Source organism: Nostoc parmelioides FACHB-3921 (assembly GCF_014696625.1).
Taxonomy (GTDB): domain Bacteria; phylum Cyanobacteriota; class Cyanobacteriia; order Cyanobacteriales; family Nostocaceae; genus Trichormus; species Trichormus parmelioides.
The window spans coordinates 68,868-90,052 of sequence record NZ_JACJQL010000022.1 but is presented as its reverse complement, the minus strand read 5'-3'; the positions used below and the strand labels follow the sequence as shown (position 1 = coordinate 90,052).

The 21,185-nt window shown below is 44.2% G+C and carries 7 protein-coding genes; 2 read left to right on the top strand and 5 right to left on the bottom strand.

Annotated elements, in window-relative coordinates; genetic code table 11:
* Positions 1-34: 34 nt before the first annotated feature.
* The 5 genes from H6G14_RS16040 to H6G14_RS16020 form a co-directional block, all read right to left on the bottom strand.
* The gene (locus tag H6G14_RS16040; protein ID WP_190568351.1) at positions 35-1,348 is read right to left on the bottom strand and encodes an MFS transporter; all 1,314 of its coding nucleotides are present in this window, start codon (positions 1,346-1,348) and stop codon (positions 35-37) included.
* Positions 1,349-1,473: 125 nt separating this feature from the next.
* On the bottom strand, positions 1,474-4,095 hold the full coding sequence (locus H6G14_RS16035; protein ID WP_190568350.1) for a TonB-dependent siderophore receptor: 2,622 nt from the start codon (positions 4,093-4,095) through the stop codon (positions 1,474-1,476).
* Positions 4,096-4,322: 227 nt separating this feature from the next.
* Positions 4,323-5,846 carry a beta-barrel domain-containing protein gene (locus H6G14_RS16030; RefSeq protein WP_190568349.1) on the bottom strand — a complete coding sequence of 508 codons (1,524 nt, stop codon included), beginning with the start codon at positions 5,844-5,846 and terminating at the stop codon, positions 4,323-4,325.
* Positions 5,847-5,953: 107 nt separating this feature from the next.
* Positions 5,954-8,890 (bottom strand): peptidase domain-containing ABC transporter, encoded by a 2,937-nt coding sequence (locus H6G14_RS16025; protein WP_190568348.1) that lies wholly within the window; start codon positions 8,888-8,890, stop codon positions 5,954-5,956.
* A gap of 71 nt (positions 8,891-8,961) precedes the next feature.
* On the bottom strand, positions 8,962-9,639 hold the full coding sequence (locus H6G14_RS16020; RefSeq protein WP_190568347.1) for a peptidylprolyl isomerase: 678 nt from the start codon (positions 9,637-9,639) through the stop codon (positions 8,962-8,964).
* Positions 9,640-10,058: 419 nt separating this feature from the next.
* Here H6G14_RS16020 and H6G14_RS16015 point away from each other — a divergent pair, with 419 nt between their 5' ends.
* On the top strand, positions 10,059-13,700 hold the full coding sequence (locus H6G14_RS16015; protein WP_190568346.1) for an AMP-binding protein: 3,642 nt from the start codon (positions 10,059-10,061) through the stop codon (positions 13,698-13,700).
* Positions 13,701-13,779: 79 nt separating this feature from the next.
* A complete protein-coding gene (locus H6G14_RS16010; protein ID WP_190568345.1) occupies positions 13,780-21,177 on the top strand; it encodes a type I polyketide synthase in 7,398 nt (2,465 codons plus the stop codon).
* Positions 21,178-21,185: the final 8 nt, after the last annotated feature.

The following is a 21,185-nucleotide window of genomic DNA, read 5'->3' as shown; positions in this document are numbered from 1 at the left end:
GCGTCTTTGCGCCTTGGCGTGAGATAAAATCTGATCAATCAACAACGCCAGAGTTTTCAGGAAGCTTATTATCTGGAATTAAATCTTCTACCTTTCTTAAAGCCCGCCAAGTGTAACCAAAGATTCCTACTAAAACAGTGCATATAGTCATACTGACAAATAGTAAAGTCATCCCCGCGCCCGTCCCAGTCCCAAAGATGTTGCCGAAAATCGGGGCTAAAATCCCTGTGGGACGCATGGCGGGTTCAAAGACTCTATCAGCTAGGAAACCAGCAATTAAGGGGGTGATGGCGGCTACAGTTACGCCTATGAGTTGATCTGCTGCTAAAACTCGCCCTTGTAAGCCTGGGGGAATTGTGGCATACCAAATGGCGTTACTGGAACTGTAGAACAGGGGAATGAGTGTGGATGAGCAAAAATGCGCTACCATCCACACTGGTAATGTTTGCCCAAGTCCTAACATGGTTCTAAAAATGCCGTGTCCAATGAAACCGATTAACATTCCGTGGATACGACGCTGAAATCCTCCCCAAATACTGAGGACGATCGCTCCAATGACACCCCCAATCCCCGCAGCCGTGGTGACTGTGCCGAGAATTTCTGAGCTTCCACCTGTGCGGGCAAGAATCATGGGGCTGTAGAGGGCTTTACTGATATCGTTGGGAATGGCGAATAATGTGAAAGCGATCGCCATTGCTGTTAATGATGGATTCGCCCAAATATAACGAAATCCAAATGTTAATTTTTGCCATAAGCTCTCAGTATTATCACTGTTAAATTCTTGAACGGTAGGCTGAGGAATTTTGACGATAATTAATGTAATAAATGCTGCAATGAAGGTTGTTAGATCAATCCAAAATATAGATTGCATCCCCAAACGGGGATAAATAAACCCAGCTAAGGCGGGAGCAAAAATCGCCGCACTGTAGTTCACCGCAGCCCCTAAGCTTTCCGCACGGGTGAATTTTGCTTTGGGAACTAATAGGGATATAGAGGCAGAATAAGCCAAAACCTGCAATTGTCCAAAGCCACCGTACAGCAGAACGATGATATATAAATGCCAAACTTGTAATTGTTGGTTGAGGTAGAGAATTGCGATTGCTAGGGTACACAACACCGCTACAACTTCCGCTACAATCATCAGCAAGCGACGATTAAACCTATCGACAGCAATACCCGCAAAGGTAGTAATCAACATTTTCGGCAGTTGGGCAAAGAAGCCGACTAACGCCAAAGCTGTCGCTGAACCAGTTTGATCCCAAACCCAAATCGTCAGGGCAAACACTGTCATAAAACTACCGATGGTAGATACTATCTGTCCTAGCCAGATGATCAAAAAGGTTCGCATAATTTCTGGGGACAAATCAATTCAAAATTCAAAATTCAAAATTCAAAATTGGGGACTGGGTATTGGGTATGGAATTTTCTCCTCCTGCTCCCTGCCCCCTGCTCCCTGCCCCCTGCCGCCATGAATTAAAATTCAAAGGAGACACTACCTGTCAAAGTAAAGGGCGCACCTGGAATTACACGCACAATGTCCCGCGCACCTTCGTAGTAATTTTCATCGAATAGGTTTTGAATATTAATGGCGGCGCGGAATTTGTCACGGCGGTAGAAGATGGAAGCATCTGTACGCAAGTAGCTAGGTAATGTAAAGGTGTTGCGTAGGTCTCCTTGGCGTTCTCCTTGCGTGAAAACACCTAAGCCGAATCCTAACCCTTTGAGGCTGCCTGATTGCAGTTCGTAGGTACTCCACAAACCAAAGGAGTTTCTGGGAACGTTTTGTAATTGTCTATCTTGAAATTCGGGGCGACTATCTTCGGTGATTTTGCTATCTGTATAGGCGTAACTGGCTGTTAAGTTCCAACCAGGGAGAATTTCCCCAGCTACGTCTAATTCTATACCTTGGCTGCGTTGCTTGCCGATTTGGATTTGGGAGAGGGGTTCGCTTAATCCTTGGGCTGCAACATTGGTGCGTTCCAGATTATAAAATGCTAGGGTGGTGGTGAGGCGATCGCCTAATAAATTTGCCTTTAAACCCACTTCATACTGAGTTCCTCTTTCTGGTTCAAAGGGTTCGCCAACTGTTGTTATTCCTGTGTTTGGATCTAAAACCCTGGTTCTACCAACAACAGGTGTAAAGGATTTACTATAGCTAGCATACAAAGAAAGGTTTTCACTAGGTTTGTAAACAATACCGACACGGGGACTAAAAACTGTGTCGTTACGTTCAAAACTTTCTTCTGCTGAGAGTAAATCTTCATAGTCTTGGTTAACAAAATCCAATCTTCCACCCAACACTAAAATAATATTCTTGGATAGGGAAATTTGGTCTTGGGCATAAATTCCCAAAGAATTTTTCTTGGTATTAGTATTACCGAAAGGAATGGCAAATGATGACACACTCTCAGGACGATAGACGGGATTGAAAATATCAATGTCTCTGAGTTGTCTAAAATCTAGTCTATCTTCTGTCTCTTCTCTAGCAACTTCTACACCAAAGAGTAGACTGTGTTCTATACTGCCTGTTTTGAACTTACCTAAGAGGCTATTATTAAACGTCAAACTGGTGGTACTAGATGGGTTTTCTACTAAAAAGCGTCGGAGTGTACGACCATCTCTATTTAGTCCATTTGATGTACTAGAGTTAGCGATAGGCAGCACTATGGTACTCTCTGGAACATCTAAAAAGGCTGTAGAAAATTCACTTTTGATTGTCCAGTTCTCATTGAGGCGGTGGTCTAACTGATAGCCTAAACGAGTAACTAAAGACTCACTTTCAGATAATGATGGTTCACCTAAGTTAGTCTCTCGTGAAACTCTACCATTAGGGTTGGAAATAACTGTTCCTGACGCTGGTAAGTCTGGTGCAGTTTCAAAACTGCGGTATTTTAGATATTCTATGCTTGCTGTTAAATTTGTATTTTCGTTACCTATTAATCTGACAACAGGCGCAATAAAAAAGGATTCACTATTCTCGAAGTCTTTAAAGCTTTCAGCAGTTTGATAAGCCGCATTCAAACGATAAGCAATCCCATCTTTATCTAGGGGGCCAGAAAAGTCGATGGTGGGACGATGTAAACCAAATTGTCCTACTTGATAGCCAATAGAGTAGTAAGGTGTATTTAGAGGTTGTTTAGTAACTAGGTTGACGACCCCACCTAAATCACCTTGTCCAAAGAGGACGGAGGCTGGCCCTTTGAGAACTTCTACGCGTTCAACGTTAGCAATTTCACTTTGAAACCGTAAGCTATCATCCCTTAAACCGTTGCGTAATAAGTTACGAGATTCAAAGCCCCGAATTACTGGAGTTAATGCTGGTGCTTGGGAAGATGTCCGACCGCTACTAGCACTACTAGTATTTTTTAAGACTTCGCCAAGGCTGCGAGTTCCTTGGTCTTTAATAACTTCTTGGGGTATGACTTGAATAGCTTGGGGTACGTCAATTAGGGGAGTATCTGTGCGCGTTCCTACGGAAGAATTAGGAACTTGATACGTTGGACGGAATTGATCCCCGACAACTGTTAGTTCGATGGGTTCGTCTGGTTCTTCTGGGGTTGGGGTTTCTGCGGTGGGTGTTTCTGGGGTTGTTGGTGTCTCTGGGGTTGTGGGTGTCTCTGGAGTTGTGGTTTCTGCGGTAGGTGTTTCTGGGGTTGGGGTTTGTGTAGTTGGTGGAGTTTGACTGGTAGTAACAAAAGGAAGACTAACAATAAATTCTTGTCCGTCCTGACGTAGATTAAATTGCGGGACTGCATTAACACCGGTGATTTCAATTTCAATAGTGTTAGGGTCAGACTGTCCCACAAAAATCTCAGCAATGCCAGGGATGGGATTATTGGTAGTGATAGGGGGTTTTCCTTCTACCAATTGCAGTTGAGCATTATTGACGGTGATAATTAAGGTCTTGTCTTCGGTGCTAGTTTGAGTAGTTAGGGTTACTCCTGGCGAAGTTTTTAAAACGACCTCTAAACCTTGATCTGTATCATAGAGTTCTACTGCCGTTACCGGAACAGGAGCAGCCCAAACTGGTTGGGAGACGAGAACAGTGATTACACTAGCAACACCAATGGCGGGTTGCCAATAATTCCATGTCATAAATACCGATTGTCCTAATTTACTGATGTAGACGCTTACAGATCAAGCGAAGAATGTCGTAATGTGTGGAAAGGGAAATTTTTATGCTCAGTTATTTAACTGGAATAGAATACTATCATTTTTTCTATAATCTTCATCTGACTTTTCAATACTTCTACAGATTTGTTTGTAGCGAGGACTTTAGTCCTCTCATTCTAAGGACTAAAGTCCTTACTACGAACTGAGTATTAACGAACGAATTTCAGGCTTTCTCCGGTTTTATTGAAGAAATCAGTAAAGATGCTCATGACAGTACGTTCTCTAATTTTGATGTTGGCGTTTAATGACATTCCCGACTGTAGGGAAATTTTGCGGTTTTTGCTGAGGAGGTATTGTTGGTCAAGGGTGACTGTGGCTGGGAAGGTGTAGTATGGCTGAATTTGGGTTGGTGGTAAGGCATCAGAACCAATCCAGGTTAAAGTACCTTTGATATCGCCAAATTCGCTGTAGGGGAAGGAATCTATGCGGACATCAACGCGCATTCCTTCTCGGATAAAGCCTATATCTTGGTTGGTGATGGAAACCTTTGCGACTAAGTTGGTTTGGGGAACGATTTTCAGCACAGGTTCGGTGGATTTAGCCACAAAGCCGGGGGCGTGGGCTTTCAGGTCAAAGACTACACCATCAACAGGCGATCGCACTACACTATACCTTAATGCCTGATTGGTTTGACTGAGTTGGCTGTCAAGTTCGGCGATGCGTTTTTTGTTATCGACAATGGCTTTGCTTAATTGGCTATCAATTTCAGCGATTCTCTGGCTATTATTGCCAATACGGGCGGTTAAATCCCGTCTATCAATGTCTTTGGTGTTTTGAACTTTGGCTTGGGCTTGGGCTATAGCCGCTTGCAAGCGGATCTTTTCTTCTTGCAATTGTGCAATTTCTGCACGATTGGATTCTACTTCCTGCTGTTGGTTGAGGTATTGAATGCGAGAAATTCCCCCTTCTAACGCCAATTCGGAGATATCTGCGAGAATTTGCTCATTAACTTTCAATTTTTCTTGGTTGGATTTAAGTCTAATGTCTGCTTGGCTGTATTGCTTTTGTAATTGGTCAATTTCTAACTGGGCTGCTGTAACCCTTGATGTTAACTCTTCCAACTCAGATTTTACCCGTTGTTGTTGTTCGGCACTCAAGGACATAGCCGAAGCATTGCCATCAAGTTGGGCTTGAAACAGACGATTTTCGGCAAGTAATACCGCCCGGCTTCTGGTTAAGCTGACAAATTGCGCGGGAATGGATACTGTAGGTGAGGTGTCCTCTCTACCACTTAATTGTGCTTGGTAAAATTGATTTTCTTGTTCTAAAACTGTGCGAACCTTTTGGAAGGAAGTTTCCTGCGCTTGGGAAACGGTGGGATCAAGACTCACAAGTAAATCCCCGGCTTTAACACGGTGTCCGTCTTTGACGTGAATAGTTTTGACAACACCCTCAATGGGGATTTGCACCTCGTTAACATTATCTTGGGGTTCGAGTTTTCCCTGGGCTGGAACTGCTTGTTCGATTTTGGAGACACTAGCCCAAGCTACTGCTGCAATTGAGACAAACATCAATGTCCATAATATCCCCCGTGACCACTTAGAAGACTGTTTGAGCATCAGGGGATGTTCAAAGGAAGATACTTCTGGGTGAGGTGTTGTTGGGGGTGTGGGGTTGATATTCTTATCCTGTGTTATGCTTGTCAGGCGACCGTTACCGTTGTTGGATGTCATATTATTTAGCGACTGGGGACTGGGAATTGGGGAAGCAGGGGAAGCAGGGGAAGCAGGGGAAGAAATTCTTACTCATTACTCATTACTCATTACTCATTACTCATTACTCACACCACTACGGCTTCTTGCTGACGGTATAAACAGTAATAAAGCCCTCTGAGAGCCATTAATTCGTCATGTGTACCTTGCTCGGCAATACGTCCTTGTTCCATCATTAAGATAATGTCAGCATGGCGAATAGTACCTAAACGATGGGTGATGAAGAAGACTGTTCGCCCTTCTAGTGCTTGTTGGAGGTTTTGACAGACTTGGCGTTCGCTGTTGTAGTCTAAGGCACTTGTGGCTTCATCCATAATTAGGAGGCGGGGGTTTTGCAGGACGGTACGAGCGATCGCAATTCTTTGTCTTTGTCCCCCAGAAAGTGCTGAGCCTCTTTCCCCGACACGGGTGTTATATCCCATCGGTAGGCTCATGATAAAGTCATGGGCGTAGGCAATTTTGGCAGCGTTGATGATTTCTTCTGGTGTGGCTTCGGGGTTATTTAGGGCAATATTTTCTTGAACTGTGGTATCAAATAACAGGGTATCTTGTAATACCATGCCGATTTGTCGCCGCAGGGAATACAGTTCAACTTTGTGGATGTCGTAACCGTCGATGAGAATGCGTCCAGCTTCGGGATCGTAGAGACGGGTTAGGAGTTTGGTGAGGGTGCTTTTACCTGCGCCACTTTGTCCGACTACACCGACGAATTTACCAGGAGGAATATCAAGGTTGATGTTGTCTAGTTGGGGGGTGGGGCTATTGGTGAAGCGGAAGGTGATATGGTCGTATTTAACTGCTCCTTGAATATCTGGTAAGGGGATATCTTGACGCACTGCTTCTTCTTGGGGTGTGTCTAAAATATCACTTAATCTTTCCAGTGATAAGGCTGTTTCTTGGAAGTTTTGCCACAGTTGTACTAGCCGCAATAGGGGGCTTGTGGTGTAACCGGCGATGATGCGGAAAGCGATTAATTGACCGAGGGTAAGTGTGCCTTGTAATACTAAAAATGCGCCTACCCAGAGGAGTAATAACCCTGAGAGTTGGTTGAGAAATTTACTGATAGAACCGGCTGTAGTTGAGGTGAGGGCATTTTTGAAACTATCGGCTACATAACGAGCATAACGGTCTTGCCATTGCCAACGCGATCGCAATTCAATATTTTGGGCTTTGACTGTTTGAATCCCGGAAACTACTTCAACTAAATAAGATTGGGTGGCGGCGTTGCGTTCGGCGCGGGTGCGGGTTTGTTGGCGGATGACGGGGGCGACAATTACGCCTAACAGTGCAAATAGGGGGACTGTGGCTAAGGCGACTAAGGTTAATAGCCAACTGTAGTACAGCATGACGACGATGTAAATCACGGAAAATATCGCGTCTAGGACTACTGTTAAGGCTGTACCTGTGAGGAATTGGCGGATGTTCTCTAGTTCGTTAATGCGGGTTGAGAGTTCGCCTACAGGACGCTTTTCAAAGTAACCCAGGGGTAGCCGTAACAGGTGGTTAATGACTTCTGACCCCAAGGCCATGTCTATGCGGTTGGTGGTTTCTACAAATAAATTTGTCCGTAGGGTGGTGAGGACGGCTTCAAATAAGGCTGTAGCAACTAACAATGTCCCCAACACATTCAAGGTGGCGGGGGAGTTTTGAATTAGGACTTTATCGATAATTACCTGGGTAATTAGGGGATTCGCCAAGCCGAACAACTGGACAAAGAAGGAGGAAATTAATACCTCACTCAAGACGCGGCGATACTGGGAAACGAAGGGTAAAAACCAACTTAAGCCGAAGCGTTTACGGGGGGTTTCCTTGGTTGGTTGGAGGAGGAGAATTTCGCCTTGTTCTCCCCAAGTTTCAATGAAGGCTTTGGGTTTGTGGCGTTGTATTCCCTTTCCTGGGACACCTAACACCAGTTCGCTATCGGTAGCTTTGTAAAGGATAGCAAAGCAGTTTTGCCATTGCAGCATGACTGGGGTTTGCAAGCGACTGATAGCAATGGCGGGAACTACGGCTAATTGCGCCCGTAAACCCAACATTTCGGCTAAAGAACCGCATAATTGTAAGGAAACACTACCTAATCTCTGTTGCTGATTTTGCAATACCCGGCGGATGACATCACGACGGAAAGGCATATTCCAATACTGGCTCAACATCTGGAAGCAAGCCAGGGTTTCATTTAATACTCCTTTCCCGCCCACGTAAGGATATTTACCCTGTCTATCTTTACTTTCTAAGGCTGGAGGTTGTTCAGAAGCGTAGGGGATATCGTCTGTGACTGTCTCTATTTCTGGTTCTATTTCTGTGGGTGTGGGTTGAAAAGATACCGGGGGAATGCCGATTAACCTCGCTATACCGCTTTCTACCTTGAGATTTTGCTTGTCTGGATATGGCTCTATGCGATCGCCTATGGCAAAGTTAGTATTACCACTACTTAACAACCAAAGCCGATGGGGATCTAGTTGGCTGAGGGCTGTTTTCCCCTTGGGTAGATTCAAAACGACAGTTTGGGGGAGAATTTGGGGAACTAAAGCTGTTAATTCCACCTCTCCCAAGGCGCGACGTTGAATTTCTAAACTCAGTAAATCAACTAACTCAGAGGTAGCACAGTTTTTAATCAAGGCATCAGTAAAAGCTTTTTCTTTTTTAAATAAAGTCTGAAAAATAACAGAAGGGATAGTTAAACATACTGCTTCTGTAGAGGCGATCGCAGTTTCACAAGCCACACCCCTGAGCAAACTTACCCAACCGAGAATCGCCCCTGGTTGCAGTAATTCAATGGTATCGGGAACAGCAGAATTATAATTGTAACCAATTAGCCGCGCTTGTCCTTCATAAATAATTGCTACATGAGCAGGCATTGTTTCTTTAACAACTATTGTTTGTCCCATACGGTAGCGCAATAGTTGTGCTTTCTGCGTCAATTGCTCAATAGCGGCGGTAGATAGAAGGTTGAAAGGTGGCGTTATCGTCAGGAAATCGGATATTGAGGGTATAGAAGTAGTCATATCATCTCTATAGGTCAAGTCTTTTTACCTTTGCGCCTCTGCGCCTACCTTGCGGGTAGTATCGCGGAGGTTCACGCAGAGGTACACAGAGTTTTATTTAAAGTTGCTTGTAATGATTCTTGTAACCATTCCTGGAAGAGTTTATTCAGGAGTTTTTTCCTGGTGGATTCATCTAATTTGGCGTGAACTATCTGTTCTAACCGCACAATGACTATCCATTCCCCTAGCCGTGTGGGGGGTAATAGTTGTCCTGGTTGACTGGCGCGGAGTTTGGCTACTAACTGGGGATGGGGTTGGGTAAGGGGTGTGGGGCCGATTAATCCGCCTGTCTGTGCTTCTGGCCCTTGGGAGTATTGACGGGCAATTTCTGCAAAACTTTGCTCTTTGGCTTTAATCCGAAAGTATAACTCTTGGGCAAGTGCCATATCACGGGTTCGTAGCAGAGAATAAGTCACCTGGTCTAGTTGGGCTTTTTGGGTGAGAAAATAAGACTCTACTTTATGTCCCCATGTCGCTAGTTTAAATTTTTCTAACCGTAATTTTCTGGTTGCTAGTGTCTCTATCTGTTGGGAATCTTCCTGTTTTGCCTGTTCTATTTCTTCTGGAGTACATTCTATAGAGGCTATAGCTTGGTCAATTAACAACTCACGATATAGTTGAGGTAGCATCTGATAACCTGCCAACAGAGAGATTAACTCTGGTGCAGTGATGGTTTGCTGACACAATCTTTCTAGATAAGAATCGTTCATTGCAAAATCAAGTTGACAGTTTGGTATGACGTAATACTTGCAACAGTAATTGCTGATGCAAATTGATTGATCAGGCTGATAACATTCAATAAAAATTACGGCTCAATTACTAGAGCTATGGCGCTCAAATTATTGAGAAAATTTATTAAAAATAATATACCTTAGATTACAGAGGTTAGATTGTAAAAAAATTATGTTTTTATCTGTAACAAAATTAGGAAGGTTAAATATAGCCACTCTAGCTGCTAGTAAAATCATCAACGATCAGGTATACTAACCTTCAGTGAAATCTTGATCAATCAGGTGTTGGTGATTGAGTCCACACCAAAATCTCACTGCCAAGAAGCGCAGTTGAAAAGTGCAAATTTTTCACAAACCCTTTTAGCTAATTTCATTCCCCCAACGCGAATTGGTGCATAATGATTAACCGCCAACGACAAAAATTGTCATTAACTCCACACCATGCAGCGACACTTGTGGATGTCTTACGCGCATGGACGCAACAACGAGGTGATTCTCTCGGTTTTGCTTTTTGGCAAGATGACAAACAGGTACATCTTACATACACGGAGTTAGACCACAAAGCGCGAGCGATCGCTGTGCATTTACAAGCGATGGGCTGGCAGGGAGAACGTGTATTATTAATGTATCCGCCAGGGTTAGAATTGATTGCAGCTATTATGGGTTGCTTTTATGCGGGTGTGGTGGCAGTGCCGGTTTATCCACCTCGTCGCAATAACAACATGGCGAGGTTGTTGGCAATTACGTCAGATGCCCAAGCCAAGTGTATTTTAACCACAGTATCCTTAGAACATTCTTTAGCAGAAGTAGCGAAAGATACTTTAATTGAAGCTTTGCCGAAAGTCGCTACAGATGCCATGATTTTATCTGTAGGTGAAGCTTGGCAGAATCCTCGACTGACAGCTGATCGTCTAGCTTTACTACAATATACATCTGGTTCAACCGGCACACCCAAAGGCGTGATGCTGAGTCATGGTAATTTGCTGCATAACTTAGGGCAAATTTATCAACGCTTTGGACATGATTCTAGTACCCACGTTGTCAGTTGGTTGCCACCTTATCATGACATGGGTTTGATTGGGGGAATTTTGCAACCGTTGTATGGTGGTTTTCCCGTCACCTTGATGTCTCCTGTAGCTTTTCTACAAAAACCCCTGCGTTGGTTGCAAGCAATTTCTCAAACTCAAGCTACCACTAGCGGCGCACCGAATTTCGCCTATGAAATGTGTGTCCGCAATATTCGGAAAGAGGAATGCGAAGGTTTAGATTTGAGTAGCTGGGAGTTGGCGTTTACAGGTGCAGAACCAATTCGCCGGGATACACTGGAAAGATTTGCTACTGAGTTTGCAGCTTATGGGTTTCGCCGAGAAGCATTTTATCCTTGTTATGGTTTGGCTGAGGCGACTTTATTTGTTACTGGTAAAAGTAAGGAAGAGTTTGTATTAAATAAATCTAATAAATCTTTAGTCAGTTGTGGTTCTCCTAGTGATGACCAAAGTGTAATTATAGTTAATCCTGAATCTCGGCAACTTTGTGCTGATGGGGAAGAAGGGGAAATTTGGCTAAAAGGTGCAAGTGTCGCCCAAGGTTATTGGCAACGTCCCCAGGAGACGGAAGCAACTTTTGAAGCAACTTTGGCTTCGGGGGGTGGCGGGTTTTTACGCACGGGGGACTTGGGGTATTTGGTTGGGGGTGAGTTGTTTGTCACCGGCAGAATAAAAGATGTGATGATAATTCGGGGACAAAATTACTATCCTCATGATATTGAAGCGGCTGTTTCCCAGTGTCATCCGGCTTTGAGTCCTTTCTGGGGTGCGGCGTTTGCTGTGGAAGTAGACGGGGAAGAACGGTTGGTGGTGGTGCAGGAGGTTGAGCGTAATAGTTGGCGTAGGCTTGATGAAGATGGGATTATTACGGCAATTCGGGGGGCTATTTCCCGTGAGTTTGGGTTGCAGGTGTATGGGGTTTGTTTGCTGAAGCCTGGGAGTATTCCGAAGACTTCTAGTGGGAAGGTGCAGCGTTTTGCTTGTCGGGAGGGGTTTGTTAATCAGGGGTTGGATGTGGTGTTTGGGTGGGAATTAGCTCACGCAAAGGCGCATTCGCCCTTGGCGTTCCCGCAGGGTAGGCGCAAAGAGGAGAGGGGAGAAGAGAAGGAAAAGGTAGATGGGTTGATTGGGTGGTTACGGGATTATGCTAATCATCATATTAATTCGCGGTTGATGGATGAACGGCGTTGTATTTCGCCTCATGTGGTTTTGGATTTTGGGAATAAGGGTTTGTTGGGGATGCAAGTCCCGTGTTGTTATGGTGGTTTGGGTTTGGGAAATACGGACACCATCAGGATTTTACAACAGCTTGGGGCGATTGATCCGACTTTGGCTTTGTTTGTGGGGTTGAATAATGTTTTGGGGGTGCGTCCGATATTAATGTACGGGACGGATGCTTTAAAGGCGGAACTTTTACCGATTTTGGCGACGGGGCGGGAATTGGCGGCTTTTGCATTGACGGAAACGGGTGCTGGGGCGAATCCGCAAGCTATCCAGTCCCAGGCTATTGGTGATGGTGATGGTTGGTTGTTGCGGGGGGAAAAGATTTGGAGTGGTTCGGCGGCTTGGGCTGGTGTAATTAATGTGTTTGTCAAACATCAGCAGGGTATTAGCGGTTTTGTGGTGCGTCGTGGTACTCCTGGTTTGCGTCAAGGTGCGGAAGCGTTGACGATGGGAATGCGGGGAATGGTACAGAATACGGTTTATTTGGAAGATATTCCGGTGACATCCGCGCAAGTTTTGGGTGAAGTCGGGAAGGGGATGAATGTTGCTCAAGATGCCATGATGTATGGGAGATTAGCGATCGCATCTGCTTGTGTCGGTGGGATGCAACGCTGTGTACAATTAATGTGGCGTTATAGTCAACGGCGACAAATCGCTACAGGGAAGTTACTCGACCATCCCATAGTTTTACATCGTCTGCAAGAATTGACGAATGCAATTACAGCCGTGCAGAGTTTGGTGATGCGGGTAGGAAAATTACTCGACACTGGTGAGACTGTGCCGGCAGAAGTTTATGCAGCTTGTAAAATTTCTGCACCGGAATTTTATTGGCAAGCAGCAGATTTATTGGTACAAACATTAGGGGGAAGAGGATATATAGAAAGTAATATTGCACCGCAAATTCTTAGAGATGCACGAGTTCTCAGGATATTTGAAGGGCCGACAGAAACTTTGTGTGGGTTTTTGGGTGCGCGTGTGTTGAAACAGGGGGAGACATTGCAAAATTTCCTCTGTGAAACTTTGGGTGCGGTGGAAGTCGGTACGAGGTTAAGGGATGCGGTTGATAAAATTAGAGGACGCTGTTTTGATGGTGCTAATATCACAGTGCAGCGTTGGGTTTATCATCAAGTCGGTAAACTCGCAACTGAGGCGATATTATGGGCAGTATTAGACGATAAATCTGCAATAAATTGGGTAAAACATCGCTTTGATGAACAACTGCAAGAAATATTGAGTTTTAACACCGATAACTTACTATTTCTCAATGGTCAAAGTTTAGTTCATCACCTCAACGAATACACAAAAACCATCGGTGACATTGAACAAAGTTTAGCTGGGGAAGCGCAGAAGTTAGATGAATTACTCCGTCAGTCTGGAGAAAGTCCCCAGTTTATTCCCACAACAACAGAGTTACCCGCATCCTCAGAGATTCAAAATTGGTTAAAAAATTGGATAGCGGAAAAATTACGTCAACCAATTTCTACTATAGATGTAAATAAAGCCTTCGCTGATTACGGTATGGATTCAGTAACGGCGGTAGAATTAACCCAAGATTTACAAGATTGGTTAAAGATTTCCCAACCTTTGGATGTAACTATCGCTTGGAATTTTCCCACCATTAACGCCTTAGCTAATTATTTGGGGGAAGTTTCCCAGGAAAATCCTGTACCTTCGGATAACAACTTGGATGACTTGTCTACTACAGATATAGCACAACTCTTAAGCCAAGAAATTGCGATCGCTCGTCACCGTAAACCTCAGATGAAATAAGCCTCACGCAAAGGCGCAAAGACGCAAAGTTTTTAGTCCATCTGCGTCCATCTGCGTCCATCTGCGTTTAAAAAATCCTATGACTAACTCACCCAACTACCAAACATTGCTCAAAGACGCACTCGTAGAAATGCGACAACTACGAGCCGAAATCACAGCTTTGGAAGCACAACAAACTGAACCCATCGCTATTATTGGCATGGCTTGTAGATTTCCCGGTGGTGCAAATAACCCCGAAGCTTTTTGGCAATTGTTGCGGGATGGGGTGAATGCAGTCGGTGAAATTCCCTCCCAACGTTGGGATATAGAGAACTACTACGACGACAATCCCGACACCCCAGGGAAAATGTACACTCGCTACGGGCATTTTCTCGAAAAAGTAGATGAGTTTGACGCTCAATTTTTCGGCATTTCTCCCCGCGAAGCCCAAAGTCTCGACCCCCAACAACGTCTATTATTAGAAGTTAGCTATGAAGCGTTAGAACGTGCTGGACAATCTCCCGAAAAACTCAAAGGTAGTCAGACATCTATATATATAGGACTATGTTTTGATGACTACGCCAAACACAGCCTTGCTCATCCCACACAAATTGATGCTTTCAGCAGTTTAGGTAACACTCGCAGCATCGCCGCCGGACGTATCGCCTATGTTTTAGGGTTGCAAGGTACGGTGATGCAACTAGATACAACTTGTTCTTCTTCTTTGCTGGGAGTACATTTAGCTTGTCAAAGTTTGCGGAATGGTGAGTCTGATATGGCTTTGGCGGGAGGAGTCAACTTAATTTTATCCCCAGAACCGATGATTGGCTTTTGTAAATTGAAAGCCTTAGCAGTAGATGGACGTTGTAAAACCTTAGATGCAACGGCGGATGGTTATGGACGGGGTGAAGGTTGTGGCATTGTCGTCTTGAAAAAATTGCGAGATGCGATCGCTCACCGTGACCCCATCTTAGCAGTCATTCGTGGTTCGGCAGTTAATCACGACGGTAGCAGCAACGGTTTAACAGCACCCAACGGCACAGCCCAAGAAGCCGTCATTCGCCAAGCTTTACAAAATGCCCAAATCGCACCACACCAAGTCCAATATAGTGAATTGCATGGGACAGGTACAGTTCTCGGCGACCCCATCGAAGTTTTAGCATTAGCTAAGGTACTAGGTGAAGGTAGAAGTAAAAATCAACCCTTATCTATTGGTTCGGTAAAAACCAACATCGGACATTTAGAAGGTGCTGCTGGGGTGGCGGGGTTAATTAAAGTCATTTTGGCACTGCAACACCAACAAATCCCAGCCCATGTCAACTTCCAAAAACCAAATCCTTACATTCCCTGGGAGAAATTACCCGTCACCGTCCCGACTCAGTTAACTCCGTGGCAAAGTGAAAACGGTAAACGCATCGCCGGTGTGAGTTCCTTTGGGATGAGTGGGACGAATGTACATCTAATATTAGAAGAATTTACCCCTGTTCCACATTCCCAACCAGACACCGGATATCATCTACTAACCATATCCGCCAAAACACCCCAGGTATTGCGGGGACTTGTAGAAGAATACATTAAATACTTTGCTTCACAGCCGGAAGATAACTTAGGTGATATTTGCTTTACTTCTAACGTCGGGCGATCGCACTTCCCTTACCGCGTGACGATACCCGCCAATTGTTATAATTCAGTTTATGAGCAATTATTTAATTACCTGCACAATACCGCAGAAACATCACCTAGTCAAGTACCCAAAATCGCCTTTCTCTTCACCGGACAAGGTAGCCAATATCTCAACATGGCGAGAGAACTTTACGACACCCACCCTTATTTCCGCCAACAAGTTGATAAATGTTGTGAGTTATTACATCCTTACTTAGATGTAGATTTACGTGAAATTTTATTCACACCAGAAACGCCAAATAGTAGTAATTACGAATTACGTAGCTTGCTTCCGCGTAGCGGTATTACAAATTACGAATTATCCCATACCATCTACACTCAACCCGCCATATTCGTCATCGAATACGCCTTAACTCAACTGTGGCGACATTGGGGAATTACACCTGATGTTCTCATAGGACATAGTTTAGGGGAGTATGTAGCAGCTTGTGTTGCTGGTGTTTTCACACTACCAGACGCAATCAAACTAATAGCTAACCGCGCTCGGTTGATGCAACAATTACCTGAGAATGGCAAAATGTTAGCTGTGAGTGCATCAGTCACAGAAATCGCCGAATATATTCAAGCCTATTCAGAAAAAGTGGGTATTGCTGCCATCAATGCTCCAGATAATACAGTAATTTCCGGTGAACAGACAGCCATTGCACAACTAGCAGAAATTTTGCAAAATCAGGGAATCAAAACGACACCCTTATCCGTTTCCCATGCTTTCCATTCTCCCTTAATGGAGACAATGGTAGAAGAATTTCAACAAGTCGCCGAGAGTATCACCTTTCATCCTCCCAAAACACCAATAATTTCTAACATCACAGGTAAACTGATTGGTGCAGAAATTGCGAACGCCGAGTATTGGTGTAATCACATTTTACAACCAGTAAAATTTGCGGCGGGGATAGAAACATTAGCCAAAGAGAACTGCAAAATCTTTCTCGAAATTGGCGTAAAACCCACCTTACTAAGTATTGGTAAAACCTACTTACCAGATGCAGAAAATTACTCATGGCTACCCAGTTTACGTCCCGGACAAAGTGACAGACAAACAATCTTATCTAGCCTCGCATCATTATATATGCAAGGTATAGATATCAACTGGGAAAACTTCAACAACAACCAAACACATCAACGAGTAATTTTACCCACCTATTCATTTCAACGCCAGAGATTTTGGGTAGACAAACTTGAATTTACCCCACCCTCCCCAACTCCTAACCTACATCCTTTACTGGGACATAAACTACAACTAGCCAAATTAGAAACCATATATTTTCAAAGTCAAATTTCCCCAAACAACCCAGACTTCCTACAGCAACATCAAGTAATGGGTAATAGTATCATGCCTGCTGCCGGCTATATAGAAATAGCCATTGCAGCCGCAACACAAATATTTCCCACCAACTCCTACAACCTACAAAACATCCAAATCATCCAACCCTTACCCACCACCAACGAAACCACCCTTCAACTAATCCTCACCCCTCTAGAAAAACAAACCTACCAATTTGAAATCCTCTCTCTCTGCGCCTCTGCGCCTCTGCGTGAGAAAGAAACCACCCACGCCACCGGAATCATCCAAACCCCCTCATTCCTGCCAGACTCCCCCCAACTCCCAACAACCTGCACCCAAAAAATCGACCCCACCACCTACTACCAAACCTGCGAAAAAGTAGGAATAAAATACGGAAAATCATTCCAAGCCATTCAACAACTGTGGCGAGGAGAAAACCAAGCATTAGGCGAAATCAAACTATCACCAGAAATCGACACAACCCCCTATCAAATTCACCCCATAATCTTAGACGCTTGCTTACAAGTAACGGGAGCAATTTTCCTCGACTCCCAACCACTCACAGCTTACCTACCCGTAGCCATAGAACAATTCCAATGGTATGGAAAAAAACACCAAACACACCTTTGGAGTTACGTTAAACTACGAGAAAAATATCTCGCCGATATTCAAATCTTCAATGCTGATAATAAACTAATCGCCACTATCACAGGCTTAAAAGTTCAGCCAGTCCAACAATTAAATAACTGGCAAGATTGGTTATATAGTATTGCATGGCAAGAAAACCCCCTAACTCACCATCACTTACTAACTCCTACCATAAACTCATCAATATTAAATCAGTCAGAATTAGATAATTATTTATCCCTATCATCCCAACTCGAAAAGCTGAGTGTAGCTTGCATCTTACAGACATTCCAAAAACTACAACTACCATTACAAGCTAGTGAAGAATTGTCAGTAAAAGAAACAATGCAAAAATTTGGTATAGTAAACCAACATAAAAAACTATATCAGCATTTACTGCAAATTCTCCAAACCCAAGAAAACAGAGAAACACCCCCCAACTTTGCCCAATTACGTCAAACATATTCCAACGCCACATCCGAATTAAACTTACTCGAACGCTGCACCAGTAATTTAGCAGAAGTTTTACAAGGAAACACAGATCCACTACAATTATTGTTTCCCAATGGAGACTTCAGCGACTTAACGCACCTTTACCAAAATTCACCCATTGCCAAAATGATGAATACCTTGGTAAAACAAGCAATTACCACAGCCATAGCCGACATTCCACCAGAACAACCCCTGCGAATTTTGGAAATAGGCGCGGGAACTGGGGGAACTACCGCACATCTGTTACCAGAACTCGCACAAAGAAACATCGAATATTTCTTCACCGACGTTTCACCCTTATTCCTCAGCAAAGCCCAGCAACAATTCGCCAATTATTCCTGTGTACAATATCAATTATTTGATGTTGAAAAACCTCCCGCTACCCAAGGCTTCACAGAAAATAGCTTTGATATCATCATCGCCGCTAACGTACTCCACGCCACCCAAGATTTACGCCAAACCCTAATACACATTAAGCAACTCTTGTCAAAAGGCGGCTTACTTGTTTTATTAGAAGGAGTACAGCCTGTATGGTGGCTAGACTTAATCTTTGGGTTAACTGAAGGCTGGTGGCGTTTCCAAGACTATGATTTACGTCCCCATCATCCGCTAATTTCCAGTGAACAATGGCAGAAATTATTAACACAAGAGGGTTTTAAATCTCCAACCTTACTCGAAACCATAGGAAACCAAGCAGTAATTACAGCGCGAACCTCAAACTTACCAGATAAATACTTAATTTTAGCAGATAAGCAAGGATTAGGAGAAAAACTCGCCACCCATCTACAAACCCAAGGAGTAACTTGTCATCTAATTTTTGCTGACTCCCAACTTCCCACCCTTCCCACAGCAGCATCACACCTAATAAACCTCTGGGGTTTAGACGTACCCCACCCCGACGAATTAACCACCGCAGAATTAATTAAACAACAACAGATCCTCTACGAAAGCCTGTTGTATTCGCTACAAAACAATAGCAAATCTCAGCAATTACATCAATGGTGGCTAGTCACCCAAGGAGCAGTAAACACAGGTCAGGACACTTCTCTAAAAGGACTTGCAGCAACAACATTATGGGGAATCAGTAAAGTAATACAACTAGAACATCCAGAGATCAATTGTCGCTGTTTAGACCTAGATACCACATATACTGCCACAGAACAGATAGATATCCTCCTCAAAGAACTCCTCAGCAACTCAAGAGAAACACAAATTGCTTGGCGCACCAAAACCCGATACACCCCAAGACTCAGCCACAATTCTCTTTGCGCCTTTGCGCCTTTGCGTGAGAAAAATAATTCCTTAATGCAACGCCTAACCATCCAACAAAGAGGAACACTAGAAAACCTAACCTTCCAAACAGTTAACCGCACCCCTCCCAACCCAGGAGAAATAGAAATTCGCGTCCAAGCCACCGGCTTAAACTTCCGCGACGTATTAAACGCCTTAGACTTATACCCAGGCGAACCAGGAATGCTAGGCTGTGAGTGCGTCGGCGAAATCGTAGCCATCGGTAGAGACGTACACCATCTACAAATCGGACAAACAGTTATAGCCTTAGCCAGTGGTAGCTTTAGCCAGTATGTCACCGTCAAAGCAGCGATCGCAATTCCTCTACCCCAAAACTTAAATATCATCGATGGCGCAACCATACCAGCCGCATTCCTCACCGCCTTTTACACCCTACACCATCTCGCAAAAATTCGCCCCGGTGACAAAGTTCTCATCCATGCTGCTGCGGGTGGTGTCGGACAAGCAGCCATTCAAATAGCTAAACTAGCAGGTGCAGAAATATTTGCTACCGCCAGTCCCCAAAAGTGGGAAACCCTACGAAACTTAGGCGTAACCAATATTTTCAACTCACGCACCCTAGATTTTGCTGAAGAAATTATCGCCCAAACTCAAGGACAAGGTGTAGATATCGTCCTCAATTCCCTCCGTGGTGATTTTATCCCTGCGAGTTTCGCCGTTCTCAAACCCCAAGGAAGATTTGTAGAAATTGGCAAAATAGATGTGTGGACAGAGGAACAGGTAAAACAAGTTAAACCAAATGCAGACTACTTTTTAGTAGATTTAGTTGACTTGTGCCAGCAACAACCCGAACTGATACAGAATATGTTACAGCAGTTAGTGGAGGAATTTGAGCAACATCGCTTGCAACCCCTAGCTGCAAAAGTATTCCCCATGACTCAAATAGTAGATGCTTTCCGGTATATGCAGCAAGGTAAGCATATTGGGAAAGTGGTAGTAGACTGGGGACTGGGAAATTCTCTCTATCCTCTCAAAGAGAATTGTACTTATTTAATTACTGGTGGTTTGGGTGGTTTAGGTTTACTCGTAGCGGAATGGCTGGTGAAAATGGGGGCTTGTCATTTGCTGCTATTGGGACGCAATGCGCCTACAGATGACGCAATATCAAAGATTCAGGAATTAGAAGCTAGTGGTGCGAGAATAGCGATCGCCCAAATAGATGTATCCCAAACCGCAGCTTTAAGCAACATCTTGACAGAAATCGAAAACTCTGCATATCCCCTAGCCGGAATTATCCACGCGGCGGGAGTATTAGATGATGGCGCGTTACTACAAATGAACTGGGAACGCTTTCAAAAAGTCATGGCGGCGAAAGTCATGGGGGCTTGGAATTTGCATACATTAACCCAACACCTACCCCTAGACTTCTTCGTCCTTTTCTCCTCAGCCACCGCCTTATTTGGTTCACCTGGACAAGCAAACCACGTTGCTGCAAACACATTTCTTGATACCCTAGCCCATTACCGACACACCAAGGGCTTACCCGCACTGAGTATTAACTGGGGAATTTGGTCAGAAATTGGTTCAGCCACCCAAGCCACCAAGCAAATGCAGCAAAGAGGAATCGAAGCGATCGCACCTAATGAGGGTATCCAAATTCTACAACACCTCATGACCCAACCCCTCACCCAAGTAGGAGTAGTACCCATTAATTGGCAAAAATTCCCGATTAACTCACCATTTTTCGAGAATTTTTACCCAACCAACAACCCAGAAACCCACCAAACACCACCCCCCAACACAGACTTACTTGAAAAACTATCCCAACTAGACAAAACAGCAAGTTACGAACTACTAGAAACCTATCTTCAAGAACAGATAGCCAAAGTCTTAGGTTTTGCCCCCCATGAAATCAACCCCCAAACCGGATTTTTCGACTTAGGAATGGACTCACTCACAGCCATCGAATTTAAAAACCGCCTGCAAACCGACCTAAAAATCACATTTCCCTCAACAATCGCCTTCGACTATCCCAACATTCAAACATTAGCCCACCACCTAAACAATGAACTACAACCAACCCCAGAACCCCAAACCGAACTTTCCACAGCAGAAATAGCCCAACTACTAGCCCAAGAACTAGAACAACTCAACTCTTAACAATCTTC

What these genes read in the sequence shown, in the direction of transcription:
- H6G14_RS16035 (WP_190568350.1), bottom strand. Translation starts at nt 4,095, where the DNA reads ATGACATGGAATTATTGGCAACCCGCCATTGGTGTTGCTAGTGTAATC.
- H6G14_RS16015 (WP_190568346.1), top strand. Translation starts at nt 10,059, where the DNA reads ATGATTAACCGCCAACGACAAAAATTGTCATTAACTCCACACCATGCA.
- H6G14_RS16020 (WP_190568347.1), bottom strand. Translation starts at nt 9,639, where the DNA reads ATGAACGATTCTTATCTAGAAAGATTGTGTCAGCAAACCATCACTGCA.
- H6G14_RS16010 (WP_190568345.1), top strand. Translation starts at nt 13,780, where the DNA reads ATGACTAACTCACCCAACTACCAAACATTGCTCAAAGACGCACTCGTA.
- H6G14_RS16025 (WP_190568348.1), bottom strand. Translation starts at nt 8,890, where the DNA reads ATGACTACTTCTATACCCTCAATATCCGATTTCCTGACGATAACGCCA.
- H6G14_RS16040 (WP_190568351.1), bottom strand. Translation starts at nt 1,348, where the DNA reads ATGCGAACCTTTTTGATCATCTGGCTAGGACAGATAGTATCTACCATC.
- H6G14_RS16030 (WP_190568349.1), bottom strand. Translation starts at nt 5,846, where the DNA reads ATGACATCCAACAACGGTAACGGTCGCCTGACAAGCATAACACAGGAT.